The sequence below is a fragment of the Enterobacter sp. WP_7_1 genome (assembly GCF_003688535.1).
Lineage (GTDB): Bacteria > Pseudomonadota > Gammaproteobacteria > Enterobacterales > Enterobacteriaceae > Enterobacter > Enterobacter asburiae.
In genome coordinates, this window is sequence record NZ_REFK01000001.1 from 176301 (window position 1) to 188203 (window position 11903).

The following is an 11903-nucleotide window of genomic DNA, read 5'->3' on the forward strand; positions in this document are numbered from 1 at the left end:
ACAAACCGCGTGCGATTATTTGCCCAACTAAGCTGGTACTTTCGTCGGGAGTGGCAACGCTACCTCGGCGCAGTATTCCTGCTTATTATCATTGCCATCCTGCAGCTGATCCCGCCGAAAGTGGTAGGGTACGTCGTGGATGGCGTCACCGAACAGCATTACACCACCGCACGGGTGTTGATGTGGGTCGGCACGCTGGTGCTGACGGCCGTCATTGTTTATCTGCTGCGCTACGTCTGGCGCGTGCTGCTGTTTGGTGCGTCCTATCAGCTGGCCGTTGAGCTGCGTGAAGATTTTTACCGCCAGCTGAGCCGACAGCATCCCGAATTTTATCTGCGTCATCGCACCGGGGATCTCATCGCCCGCGCGACAAACGACGTCGATCGCGTGGTCTTTGCCGCCGGGGAAGGGGTGCTGACGCTGGTGGACTCGCTGGTGATGGGCTGTGCGGTGCTGATCGTGATGTCCACGCAGATCAGCTGGCAGCTGACCCTGCTCGCTCTGCTGCCGATGCCGATCATGGCGCTGGCGATCAATCGCTATGGCGAACAGCTGCACGAGCGCTTTAAGCTGGCGCAGGCGGCGTTTTCATCTCTGAACGATCGCACCCAGGAGAGCATGACCAGCATCCGCATGATCAAAGCGTTTGGTCTGGAAGACCGGCAGTCTGCGCTGTTTGCCGCCGATGCGGCAGACACGGGGGCGAAAAACATGCGCGTCGCGCGTATCGACGCCCGTTTTGACCCGACGATTTATATCGCAATCGGCATGGCAAATATGCTGGCCATTGGCGGCGGAAGCTGGATGGTGGTGCAGGGCACGCTTACCCTGGGGCAATTGACCAGCTTTGCGATGTATCTGGGTCTCATGATCTGGCCGATGCTGGCGCTGGCCTGGATGTTTAACATCGTGGAGCGCGGGAGCGCCGCCTACAGCCGCATTCGCGCCATGCTGGCCGAAGCGCCGGTGGTCATCGACGGTAGCGAAGCCGTACCGGAAGGGCGCGGCGTCATGACCGTCGACGTCCGCAAGTTTGTCTATCCGCATACGGAGCATCCGGTGCTGGAGAACGTCAGCTTTACCCTGCAGCCAGGGCAAATGCTGGGCATCTGCGGCCCGACGGGATCCGGCAAAAGTACCGTGCTCTCTCTGCTTCAGCGCCACTTTGACGTCACCGAGGGCGATATCCGCTTCCACGATATTCCCCTGACCAGACTGCTGCTTGACGAGTGGCGCGGTCGCCTGGCGGTCGTCAGCCAGACGCCGTTTTTATTTTCGGACACGGTGGCAAACAACATTGCCCTCGGACGTCCTGCGGCAACGCAGGAAGAAATTGAACATGTGGCGCGTCTGGCCAGCGTACATGATGATATTTTGCGTCTGCCGCAGGGGTACGAAACGGAAGTCGGGGAACGCGGCGTCATGCTGTCCGGCGGGCAAAAGCAGCGTATCTCGATTGCCCGCGCGCTGCTGCTGAATGCTGAAATTCTGATCCTGGATGATGCGCTTTCCGCCGTGGACGGCCGTACCGAGCATCAGATCCTGCATAACCTGCGCCAGTGGGGCGACGGACGCACGGTGATAATCAGCGCCCACCGTTTGTCGGCGCTCACCGAAGCCAGCGAAATTGTGGTCTTACAGCACGGGCACATTGCTCAGCGCGGGCAGCATGAAACGCTTGCCGAGCAGCCGGGCTGGTATCGCGATATGTACCGCTATCAACAGCTTGAGGCGGCGCTGGACGATGCACCGGAGCAGAATGAGGAGGCCGCCAATGCGTAAGATTGGAACGATGTGGCCGACGCTAAAACGTCTGCTGGCCTACGGCTCGCCGTGGCGTAAACCGCTCTCCGTGGCCGTGCTTTTACTCTGGATTGCGGCGATTGCTGAAGTGAGCGGTCCGCTGCTCATCAGCTATTTTATCGACAACATGGTCGCCAAAAGCTATCTGCCGCTGGGGCTGGTGGCGGGCTTAGGCGTGGCCTACGTTGGCTTACAGCTGACGGCAGCAGGGTTGCACTATGCGCAGTCGCTGCTGTTTAACCGTGCAGCCGTGGGCGTTGTTCAGCAGCTCCGTACGGATGTGATGGACGCGGCGCTTCGCCAGCCGCTCAGCGAATTTGATATCCAGCCGGTCGGGCAGGTGATTTCGCGCGTGACCAACGATACCGAAGTGATCCGCGATCTGTACGTCACCGTGGTGGCAACCGTACTGCGCAGCGCGGCGCTGATTGGCGCGATGCTGGTCGCGATGTTCAGCCTCGACTGGCGCATGGCGCTGGTGGCGATCGCCATCTTCCCGGCGGTGCTGATTGTCATGGTCATCTATCAGCGCTACAGCACGCCGATTGTGCGTCGGGTGCGCGCGTATCTGGCCGACATCAACGATGGCTTCAACGAAGTGATCAACGGCATGAGCGTCATCCAGCAGTTCCGCCAGCAGGCGCGCTTTGGCGAACGCATGGGTGAAGCCAGCCGTTCGCACTACATGGCGCGTATGCAGACGCTGCGGCTCGACGGTTTCCTGCTGCGTCCGCTGCTCAGCCTTTTCTCTGCGCTGGTGCTTTGCGGGCTGCTGATGCTCTTTGGCCTGAGCTCAAACGGTACGATCGAAGTGGGCGTGCTGTACGCCTTTATTAGCTATCTGGGACGCCTTAACGAGCCGCTGATCGAGCTCACCACCCAGCAATCGATGCTGCAACAGGCGGTAGTTGCCGGTGAACGCGTGTTTGAGCTGATGGACAGGCCGCGCCAGGCCTACGGCAATGACGAGCGACCTCTGCAAAGCGGGACTATCGCCTTTGATAACGTCTCGTTTGCCTATCGCGAAGACCGGCTGGTGCTGCAGGACATCACGCTTGACGTTCCGTCGCGCGGTTTCGTGGCGCTGGTGGGGCATACCGGCAGCGGTAAGAGCACGCTTGCCAGCCTGTTGATGGGCTATTACCCGGTCACGCACGGCGAAATCCGCCTCGACGGGCGCCCGCTCGCGTCTCTCAGCCACACCGTGTTGCGTAAAGGCGTCGCGATGGTGCAGCAGGATCCGGTCGTGCTGGCCGATACCTTCTACGCCAACGTGACTCTGGGGCGAGACTACTCCCAGGAGCAGGTGTGGGACGTGCTGGAGAAAGTGCAGCTGGCAGAGCTGGCGCGCGGGTTTAGCGATGGGATCAATACCAAACTGGGCGAGCAGGGGAACAATCTCTCCGTCGGGCAAAAGCAGCTCCTGGCGCTGGCGCGGGTGCTGATTGAAACGCCGCAGATTCTGATTCTGGATGAAGCCACGGCCAGTATTGACTCCGGTACCGAGCAGGCCATCCAGCAGGCGCTGGCCGCAGTACGCGACCATACGACGCTGGTGGTGATTGCCCACCGTCTTTCCACTATCGTCGAGGCCGATACCATTCTGGTGCTACATCGCGGACAGGCCGTTGAACGCGGTACGCACCGTGAACTGCTGGAAGCAAAAGGGCGCTACTGGCAGATGTACCAGCTGCAGCTGGCGGGCGAAGAGCTGGCGGCCAGCGTGCGCGATGAAGAGTCGCTTAGCGCCTGATGCACCAAAATGAGGCGACGCGCTAACAGTCATTCCTGTTGGTGCAAAACTGAAACGCACCCTGCACCGGCATGGTGCGTTTTTTTTCACCTGCGCGTTTAACAGAACCGTGTAACGCTCATCGCACCGTTGTTCCCCCTCGTTTTCATTTCTGGCACACCCCTTGCAATACCTTCTGCGTAAGCTACGGCCATTACCGAATTCTGACTGGAGGGGATCTATGAAGCTGGTTACGGTTGTAATCAAACCATTCAAACTCGAAGACGTGCGTGAAGCGTTGTCTTCAATGGGTATTCAGGGACTGACTGTCACCGAAGTGAAAGGCTTTGGTCGTCAGAAGGGTCATGCCGAGCTCTATCGCGGGGCGGAATACAGCGTTAACTTTCTGCCAAAAGTAAAAATTGATGTCGCGATTGCTGACGATCAGCTTGATGAAGTCATTGATGTGATTAGCAAAGCGGCCTATACCGGCAAAATTGGCGACGGCAAAATTTTCGTTGCCGAACTGCAGCGCGTCATTCGCATCCGTACCGGCGAATCTGACGAAGCGGCTCTGTAAGTAACTCCTGGCACACAGTGATAGGGATCGAGAAAATGAAGATAGCAACACTCAAAACGGGTCTGGGTTCGCTGGCACTGCTGCCGGGCCTGGCGCTGGCTGCTACCCCTGCGGTGGTCGACAAAGCCGATAACGCCTTTATGATGATCAGCACCGCGCTGGTGCTGTTCATGTCAATTCCGGGCATTGCGCTGTTCTACGGCGGCCTGATCCGTGGCAAAAATGTTCTCTCCATGCTGACGCAGGTTGCCGTGACGTTCGCACTGGTCTGCGTGCTGTGGGTGGTTTACGGTTACTCGCTGGCGTTCGGCACGGGCAATGCGTTCTTTGGTAACTTCGACTGGGTGATGCTGAAAAATATTGAGCTGACCGCGCTGATGGGCAGTTTCTATCAGTATATCCACGTTGCGTTCCAGGGCTCCTTCGCCTGTATTACCGTCGGGCTGATTGTGGGCGCGCTCGCCGAGCGTATTCGTTTCTCTGCCGTGCTGATCTTCGTGGTGGTCTGGATGACGCTCTCCTATGTGCCGATTGCGCACATGGTCTGGGGGGGCGGTCTGCTGGCAACGCACGGCGCGCTGGACTTCGCGGGCGGTACCGTTGTACACATCAACGCCGCGGTAGCGGGCCTGGTGGGTGCCTACCTGATTGGCAAACGCGTGGGCTTCGGTAAAGAAGCGTTCAAACCGCACAACCTGCCGATGGTGTTTACCGGTACGGCTATCCTCTACTTTGGCTGGTTTGGCTTCAACGCAGGCTCAGCGAGTGCAGCAAACGAAATTGCCGCGCTGGCCTTCGTGAACACCGTTGTGGCCACGGCGGGTGCAATCCTCTCCTGGGTGTTTGGCGAGTGGGCGGTACGCGGTAAACCTTCTCTGCTGGGTGCCTGTTCGGGTGCCATTGCCGGTCTGGTTGGCATTACGCCAGCGTGTGGTTATGTCGGCGTGGGTGGCGCGCTGCTGGTCGGCCTGGTGTCCGGTCTGGCGGGTCTGTGGGGCGTGACCGCACTGAAACGTGTGCTGCGCGTTGACGACCCATGCGATGTGTTTGGCGTGCACGGCGTGTGCGGCATCGTCGGCTGTATCATGACCGGTATCTTTGCTGCCAAATCGCTTGGTGGCGTGGGCTACGCAGAAGGCGTGACCATGGTTCATCAGGTGCTGGTGCAGCTGGAAAGTATTGCTATCACCGTTGTCTGGTCTGCCGTTGTCGCTTTCATTGGCTATAAGCTGGCGGATATGACGGTTGGTCTGCGCGTACCGGAAGAGCAGGAGCGCGAAGGTCTGGACGTCAACAGCCACGGCGAGAATGCGTATAACGCCTGATAAACAGCAAAACGGCAACTTCGGTTGCCGTTTTTAGTGTGTATTCCCTCTCCCGGTGGGAGAGGGGCAGGGTGAGGGCATCAGGCCGTACACAATCACCCGCGATTACGCATTACCCCTTCCTGCACCGTAGAAGCGACCAGCACGCCGTCCTGCGTATAAAACTCCCCGCGCACAAACCCGCGAGCGCTTGACGCTGACGTACTCTCCACGCTGTAGAGCAGCCACTCATTCATGTTGAACGGACGATGGAACCACATGGAGTGATCGATCGTCGCGACCTGCATCCCTTTTTCAAGGAACCCGACGCCGTGCGGCTGCAGCGCCACCGGCAGGAAGTTGAAATCTGACGCATACCCCAGCAGGTACTGATGCACGCGGAAATCTTCCGGCACGGTCCCGTTAGCCCGGATCCAGACCTGGCGCTTCGGTTCGGCGGGGTGGCCTTTCATCGGGTTGTGGAACTCAACCGGGCGGATCTCCAGCGGCTTATCGCAGAGAAACTTCTCTTTGACCTGCGGCGGAAGCAGATGCGCCAGCGCGCGAGCGATATCGGTCTCTGATTTTAGATCGTCTGGCGCGGGTGCTGACGGCATCACTTTTTGATGCTCGTAGCCCGGTTCCGGCGCCTGGAAAGAGGCGGTCATGTAAAAGATCGGCTTGCCGCTCTGAATGGCCGCAACGCGGCGAGCGCTGAAGCTGTTGCCGTCTCTCAGGACTTCCACGTCATACACAATCGGTTTTGCGCTATCGCCAGGGCGTAAGAAATAGCTGTGGAATGAATGCACCAGACGGTCTGCCGGGACAGTCTCCTTTGCTGCGTACAGTGCCTGTCCGACGACTTGCCCCCCGAAAACCTGACGTAAGCCGAGATCTTCGCTCTGTCCGCGAAAGAGTCCTTCCTCAATTTTTTCCAGATTTAGTAACGTCAGCAGATTGTTCAGTGCCTGACTCATAGTTGTCCTCAATAAACGCCGTAGCGAAAGATAGGCAGAGTATAACGCAGAAATGAAAGTGGTCCGATGGGTAGAATAATCTGAATATCGGCACGTTTTCAGGCATAAATCGGTGATCTGTGCCACACTTGGATACGTTATGTGATTGAAACGACATCGGATGGGATCGATCCCGCTGGTGCATTGATAAGGAGACTTCAATGAAACTCGTGCCCATGCTAAGTGGTGTAGCTATTGCGGTGGCGTTGTCCGCCTGTGCCGGTAAGAGTGCCCAGGTGCCGGTACCAGCAGCAGACCCGAACGGGATTAATACCCTTTCGCAGCAATCCATTCAGCAGCCTAATGTTTCCGGTACCATCTGGATTAAACAGAAAGTTGCGCTGCCGCCGGATGCGGTATTAACAGTAACGCTGTCTGATGCTTCTCTGGCCGACGCACCGTCGAAAGTCGTGGCCCAGCGCGCCGTTCGTACAGAAGGCAAGCAGGCGCCGTTTAGCTTCGTGTTGCCGTATAACCCGTCAGACGTGCAGCCTAACGCCCGTATCCTGCTGAGCGCAGCGGTAACCATCAACGGCAAGCTGGTCTTTATCACCGATACGGTCCAGGAAGCGATCAACAACGGCGGGACCAAAGTCGACCTGAACCTGGTGCCGGTACAGCAGACCGAAGTGCCGGTCGCACCGCAAACCAATCAGCCGTCCCTGCCAACCCCACCGACTCAGATGTAATGTCTGCATTTCCCCTCTCCTCCGGGAGAGGGGTCAATATACCCAGCGAAATTTCTGCAAATCGATCTGACCCGACCCTGACACCTGCACACCCTCTGAAAGTAACGCCTGACGCTGACGCTGGAGATCCGGCCCGGTGAGCGAAATGGCGCCATGACGATTCACCACCCGATGCCAGGGCAGCGTACTGCCTTCCGGCAGACGTTTCAGGACGCCTCCAACCTGCCGCGCCGCGCGCGGGGAACCGGCCAGACGCGCGACATCACCATAGGTGGTGACGTAGCCTTCCGGGATTGAGGCCACGATTTGCCATACGCGCTGTGGAAAGGAGTCGTGTTCGTCCATACCTTTACCTGTGGAGAGTGTCTGGAAAGCTATGGTAAACGAAGATCTTCTTGATTGCTGCGCCTCATTGCGCAAGAAACCAGCATCCGGTTGCTGGTCGCTTGCAATTGGGCTTTAGCACAGGGATAATGCGCCAGCGCGTTGGTTATCAACGCTCTCAATGGGGGCTCTGTTGGTTCTCCCGCAACGCTACTCTGTTCACCAGGTCAGGTCCGGAAGGAAGCAGCCAGGGCAGACGACGTGTGTGCCGGGATGTAGCTGGCAGGGCCCCCACCCATTTCTGCCCTCATAAAATCTTCCTGCTTCACCTCTCCACTTAAACCGCTATCCCACAATAAAATTACGCCTATATCGTGTAATATATATTTCATTGCATTGAAATATTATTGTCATAAACCTGTAATAATAGACTGTCATTTTATAATTGGACGGTTATTTTATTCCATAACTCGAAAAAATATATATCTGGATAACATTGTTAACTTCGTGTATTAAATAAAGTACTTGTTCCGAAGGGAAGTGACAAACATGGCTACAGCGGTATTAAACGTTAAGATTGATGACGCGCTAAAAGAAAGGCTTCGCCATTATGCGGAAGTCAATAACGAGAATTTAAGCGTGACGACAGAGAAACTGCTGCTGCTGGCATTCGAAGCAGTAGAAGAGGCGGGAGTATCGGAAGAGGATATTGATAATCAGCATACGGAAGAAGAGAGTGTTTCTCCATTTACTCCTAAAGAAATCAAGGCTCTACGTAAAATTCTGAAGAAGAGAAAATGAAACAACAACTGTCAACCGCCAGTGACTACAACGAGGCCTGCGATCTGTTGCGTTCAGGCTACGTGAAGCATGTACGTCTTGGCTGGAATGTTGGAAGCGATGAGTTCTTTCGAATTGCGTCTGACTGGTGTGATACCGGTGCAAAAATTAAGAAAGACGGTGATAACTTCGTTATTTCACTAAAAGGCTTTCCTATTCCTCCTCAGCATTAAACCCTGACCAGTGAAAACTGCTGACTGCATATGTTACAGTCAGCAGTTTTTATTTTATGATCTGCTTCAAATATTTTAATATTAGATCACGCTGCGTTTTAACGATGGCACGTTTTTATTCAGGGCGAGCCATAACGGTTTGATCCTCAGCAACGCCTGCTCAAGCTCTGTCGATTCCAGCGAGAAGGGCATACGTAAATAGCGGTCAAACGCCCCCGATAAACCAAATCGCGTCCCGGTTCCCAGGTTAATCCCGATTATTTCTGCCCGCGCGGCAAGCTGTGTCGCCAGCATGCCCGGAAGCTCTATCCAGTAAGAGAGCCCGCCTTCCGCCTCGTGGAATTTCCACTCCGGGAAATGTTCGCGCAGCAGGTCACCGCATCGATCGCGCCGTTCCGCCAGCATCTTCCGGCGTGCGGGCAGAAACGTCTCGCTGTTGTTAATGAGCCACTGCATTGCCAGCTGTTCGAGCAGCGGCGAGCCTAAATCCAGGGTATCCCGCGTCTGGGCAAGCGTGGCGATGATGCGCGATGAGGCGCGGATCCAGCCGAGACGCAGCCCGCCCCAGAAGCTTTTTCCGGCTGAGCCTAAGGTGATGACCGTGGCCTGCGGGTTAAAGGCGGCCAGCGGCGGCGGGGGAGGCGCATCAAACCAGAGATCCACCATTGTTTCATCTACCACCAGCGCCGTGCGGGTTTGGGCTGCGATATCCGTGATGGCCTGACGGGTGGCGATATCCATACAGCGCCCGGTCGGATTATGAAAATCTGGCATCAGGTAGGCCAGGCGCGGCGCCGTCTGGGCAAGCGTTGCCGCGAAGCCATCCGTATCCCAGCCGGTTTCCGGCAGCGACACCCCGACTGGCCGACACTGCGCCCCCTGAATGGCGGCAATCGCCAGCGGATAGGTGGGGTGATCGACCACGACGCGGTCCCCCGGCCCGGTCATCATCCGCAGCACCAGCGCTAAGCCGCTGACGGCGCCATTGACCACCATCACTTCGTCTGCGCGGGTGGGAAGACCCCGCGCGGTATAGCGCGCAGCGATGGCCTCCCGCAGCGTCGGCAGCCCAAGCTGATCGTAGCCCGTCAGCGAGAGATGCGGAGTAATGGCCGTGAGCGCATGGGCATAAGCCTGATGGATCTCCGGCCCGGCATTCAGGGCGGCAGTGGAGAGATCCAGTGCGGCGCTCGCCGCGGAAAGGGTCGGAACGGCGCGCGTGTCAGGGAGAATGACCCGTGACCCGCTGCCGTGGCGGCTTTCAAGGTACCCTTCTTCACGCAGGTGGGCGAGGGCGCTGCTGACGGTGGTTCGGCTCACGTCCAGCGCCGTGGCCAGCTCACGCTCGCCCGGCAGCCGGGTATTCAGTGCCAGACGTCCATCAAGGATTAACAGACGCAGCGCGTCGGCCAGCTGTCGCCAGAGCGGGGTGCGGGATGAGGCTTGCTGCCAGTGGCCTAAAAGGCGTACCAGAGACTGGCTTCCGAAGCGACGTGATGACATATGCAGTCCACTATTTGAAAACTGGACATTAATCATAGTGCCATTTTAGGTCAGGATGAAAGTCTGGTTCACTGGAGAAGATAAAAATGGTACGTCGTCTGATACAACTCTATGTCGGTTTAGGACTTTATGGCCTTTCCACCGCGATGTTTATTCGTTCCGATTTGGGTGTCGATCCCTGGGATGTATTTCACCTTGGGGTGGGGATGCTGCTGGGGATGACTATCGGGACGGTGATCATTTTAGTCGGCGCTGCGGTACTGCTGCTGTGGATCCCGCTGCGCCAGATGCCGGGCCTTGGCACGATCAGCAACGTGATTTGTATCGGTCTGGCGGCGGACGCCAGCATGGCGCTTATCCCGGAACTGGATTCGCTAGCCGTTCGAATTGCTTTCCTGGTGTCGGGCATCGTGATGAACGCGATTGCGACAAGCATGTACATCGGGGCCGGTTTCGGGCCAGGCCCGCGCGACGGTCTGATGACCGGCATTCACGCCCGGCTGGGGTGGTCCATTCGCAGCGTGCGTACCTCAATTGAGGTGTCCGTTCTGCTGATTGGGTGCGTGCTTGGCGGCACGTTTGGGGTGGGAACCGTACTCTATGCTCTGACCATTGGCCCGCTTATCCAGCTCTGTCTGCCCTGGTTTCGCCAGAAGCCACGCATTGCCGAAATACCGCAGCCGGAGCGGGTTGTTTAATTTTGCGAAGCGCTCACATGTTTTAACGGCGTCGCTGTGCCAGAATAGACGCTTCGAAAATCGCGATGCCAGAAAGCATGAAAGCAATCACTCTCTATGATGTCGCCCTCCTTGCGGGGGTTTCTTATCAGACCGTTTCCCGCGTCATTAACGACGCGGAACATGTGTCTGCCCGCACGCGAGAAAAGGTGCAGCAGGCGATGGCGGAGCTGCACTACGTTCCTAACCTTCGGGCGCAGCAGCTGGCGGGAAAACGCACCCGTACGCTGGGCCTCATCACCACCGACCTGGCCCTGCACGCGCCTTCGCAAATTGTGTCGGCGGTCAAATCGCGTGCGGCGGAACAGGGGGCGAGCGTCCTGATTTCCATGGTGGAGCAACCCCAGCAGTGTCAGGCCGCGCTTCAGACGCTGCTGGCACAGCGGGTGGACGCGCTGCTGGTGAATGTGCCGCTTGACGATCCGCTCGCCGAAGAGCTCGGGGCGCTGGCGTCACCCGTCCCGGTGCTGTTCCTCGATGTGGCGCCCTCAGCGCGGGTAAACAGCCTCGTGTTTAACGCGGAGCAGGGGGCGCGTCTGGGCGTTGAGCATCTGCTTTCACTGGAGCATCGGAATATTGCCCTGTTGAGCGGGCCGGAGAGCTCGGTCTCTGCACGGGCGCGCCTGGCAGGCTGGAAAGCGACGCTGGCGCAGGCGGGTCTTAACGCGGCGGCTGTGGCCTACGGTGACTGGAGCGCGGCCAGCGGTTACGAGAAGGGACACGTGCTGCTGTCGGGTGCGGTATTACCGGACGCGATTCTGGTGGCGAACGATCAGATGGCGCTCGGGGTGATGCGCGCCTGCGCGGAAAAAGGGATTGCGATCCCTGGTCAGCTTTCGGTAGTCGGGTTTGACGATACGGCCGACAGCGCCTGGTTTTCCCCGCCGCTGACGACCATTCGTCAGGCGTTTCGCGAGGCGGGCGAACGCAGCGTGGAGTGGCTGCTGGCGTCTTCCGGGGGCGAAGCGTGCCGGCAGGTTCAGCTGCCGGTGACGCTGGTTACTCGTCATTCCAGCGCGCGGCGCAACCCTAAGCAGGCCGAACGCGAGGAGCTGGCGCAGCAGCTCAGAAGTCTGGCACTCCTTGCCGAGCAGATTGCCCGCAAATAAAACTTTGTGATCGGACTCGCTACCCCGCGATTGAACGCTTTACCGTTGCCGGGTGCCAGGGCATGTTAACCAAAATTGTGAGCGCTTCGCAAA

At 57.9% G+C, this 11903-nt stretch carries 12 protein-coding genes and 1 other RNA gene; 10 read left to right on the forward strand and 3 right to left on the reverse strand.

The features are described from left to right. Positions 1-9 precede the first annotated feature (9 nt). The 4 genes from BJ885_RS00885 (at position 10) to amtB (ending at position 5440) form a co-directional block, all read left to right on the forward strand. Positions 10-1782, forward strand: coding sequence for a SmdA family multidrug ABC transporter permease/ATP-binding protein (locus tag BJ885_RS00885; protein WP_064673447.1), 1773 nt, complete (start codon positions 10-12; stop codon positions 1780-1782). Further along, entirely contained in the window at positions 1775-3556 is a 1782-nt protein-coding gene (locus tag BJ885_RS00890; RefSeq protein WP_038417620.1) for a SmdB family multidrug efflux ABC transporter permease/ATP-binding protein, read from the forward strand. The genes BJ885_RS00885 and BJ885_RS00890 overlap by 8 nt, the downstream gene beginning before the upstream one ends. A gap of 220 nt (positions 3557-3776) precedes the next feature. Next, entirely contained in the window at positions 3777-4115 is a 339-nt protein-coding gene (glnK, locus tag BJ885_RS00895) for a P-II family nitrogen regulator (protein WP_008503304.1), read from the forward strand. A gap of 35 nt (positions 4116-4150) precedes the next feature. Next, on the forward strand, positions 4151-5440 hold the full coding sequence (gene amtB / locus BJ885_RS00900) for an ammonium transporter AmtB (RefSeq protein ID WP_023310584.1): 1290 nt from the start codon (positions 4151-4153) through the stop codon (positions 5438-5440). A gap of 95 nt (positions 5441-5535) precedes the next feature. Here the strand turns inward: amtB and tesB are convergent, their stop codons facing one another. Next, entirely contained in the window at positions 5536-6396 is an 861-nt protein-coding gene (gene tesB / locus BJ885_RS00905; protein ID WP_059346258.1) for an acyl-CoA thioesterase II, read from the reverse strand. A 200-nt stretch (positions 6397-6596) separates the two neighbouring features. Here tesB and BJ885_RS00910 point away from each other — a divergent pair, with 200 nt between their 5' ends. After that, positions 6597-7124 carry a YbaY family lipoprotein gene (locus BJ885_RS00910; protein ID WP_029741632.1) on the forward strand — a complete coding sequence of 176 codons (528 nt, stop codon included), beginning with the start codon at positions 6597-6599 and terminating at the stop codon, positions 7122-7124. Positions 7125-7157: 33 nt separating this feature from the next. On the opposite strand, the gene BJ885_RS00915 is transcribed toward BJ885_RS00910, so the two are convergent. Next, on the reverse strand, positions 7158-7469 hold the full coding sequence (locus BJ885_RS00915) for an MGMT family protein (RefSeq protein WP_029741631.1): 312 nt from the start codon (positions 7467-7469) through the stop codon (positions 7158-7160). Between the two features lie 170 nt (positions 7470-7639). Here BJ885_RS00915 and ffs point away from each other — a divergent pair. From ffs to BJ885_RS00930, 3 genes are all read left to right on the forward strand, one after another. After that, positions 7640-7736, forward strand: an RNA gene (gene ffs / locus BJ885_RS00920) — signal recognition particle sRNA small type. 261 nt (positions 7737-7997) lie between these two features. After that, complete coding sequence (locus BJ885_RS00925) at positions 7998-8249, forward strand: hypothetical protein (RefSeq protein ID WP_029741630.1); 252 nt, start codon at positions 7998-8000, stop codon at positions 8247-8249. Further along, positions 8246-8461: a hypothetical protein gene (locus BJ885_RS00930; protein WP_023310588.1), complete on the forward strand. Its 216-nt coding sequence runs from the start codon at positions 8246-8248 to the stop codon at positions 8459-8461. Before BJ885_RS00925 ends, BJ885_RS00930 begins: the two co-directional genes overlap by 4 nt. An 81-nt stretch (positions 8462-8542) precedes the next feature. Here BJ885_RS00930 and BJ885_RS00935 read toward each other — a convergent pair whose 3' ends face one another. Next, a complete protein-coding gene (locus BJ885_RS00935) occupies positions 8543-9964 on the reverse strand; it encodes a PLP-dependent aminotransferase family protein (RefSeq protein ID WP_059346259.1) in 1422 nt (473 codons plus the stop codon). Between the two features lie 86 nt (positions 9965-10050). Here BJ885_RS00935 and BJ885_RS00940 point away from each other — a divergent pair, with 86 nt between their 5' ends. Both BJ885_RS00940 and BJ885_RS00945 read left to right on the forward strand, forming a co-directional pair. Beyond that, positions 10051-10662 carry a YitT family protein gene (locus tag BJ885_RS00940; RefSeq protein WP_121930976.1) on the forward strand — a complete coding sequence of 204 codons (612 nt, stop codon included), beginning with the start codon at positions 10051-10053 and terminating at the stop codon, positions 10660-10662. A 77-nt stretch (positions 10663-10739) separates the two neighbouring features. Next, the gene (locus BJ885_RS00945) at positions 10740-11810 is read left to right on the forward strand and encodes a LacI family DNA-binding transcriptional regulator (RefSeq protein WP_121930977.1); all 1071 of its coding nucleotides are present in this window, start codon (positions 10740-10742) and stop codon (positions 11808-11810) included. The last annotated feature ends 93 nt before the right edge of the window (positions 11811-11903 follow it).

Coding starts and splice junctions, on each gene's coding strand:
- tesB (WP_059346258.1), bottom strand. CDS start 6,396: ATGAGTCAGGCACTGAACAATCTGCTGACGTTACTAAATCTGGAAAAA.
- BJ885_RS00940 (WP_121930976.1), top strand. CDS start 10,051: ATGGTACGTCGTCTGATACAACTCTATGTCGGTTTAGGACTTTATGGC.
- BJ885_RS00935 (WP_059346259.1), bottom strand. CDS start 9,964: ATGTCATCACGTCGCTTCGGAAGCCAGTCTCTGGTACGCCTTTTAGGC.
- BJ885_RS00890 (WP_038417620.1), top strand. CDS start 1,775: ATGCGTAAGATTGGAACGATGTGGCCGACGCTAAAACGTCTGCTGGCC.
- amtB (WP_023310584.1), top strand. CDS start 4,151: ATGAAGATAGCAACACTCAAAACGGGTCTGGGTTCGCTGGCACTGCTG.
- glnK (WP_008503304.1), top strand. CDS start 3,777: ATGAAGCTGGTTACGGTTGTAATCAAACCATTCAAACTCGAAGACGTG.
- BJ885_RS00930 (WP_023310588.1), top strand. CDS start 8,246: ATGAAACAACAACTGTCAACCGCCAGTGACTACAACGAGGCCTGCGAT.
- BJ885_RS00915 (WP_029741631.1), bottom strand. CDS start 7,469: ATGGACGAACACGACTCCTTTCCACAGCGCGTATGGCAAATCGTGGCC.
- BJ885_RS00945 (WP_121930977.1), top strand. CDS start 10,740: ATGAAAGCAATCACTCTCTATGATGTCGCCCTCCTTGCGGGGGTTTCT.
- BJ885_RS00910 (WP_029741632.1), top strand. CDS start 6,597: ATGAAACTCGTGCCCATGCTAAGTGGTGTAGCTATTGCGGTGGCGTTG.
- BJ885_RS00925 (WP_029741630.1), top strand. CDS start 7,998: ATGGCTACAGCGGTATTAAACGTTAAGATTGATGACGCGCTAAAAGAA.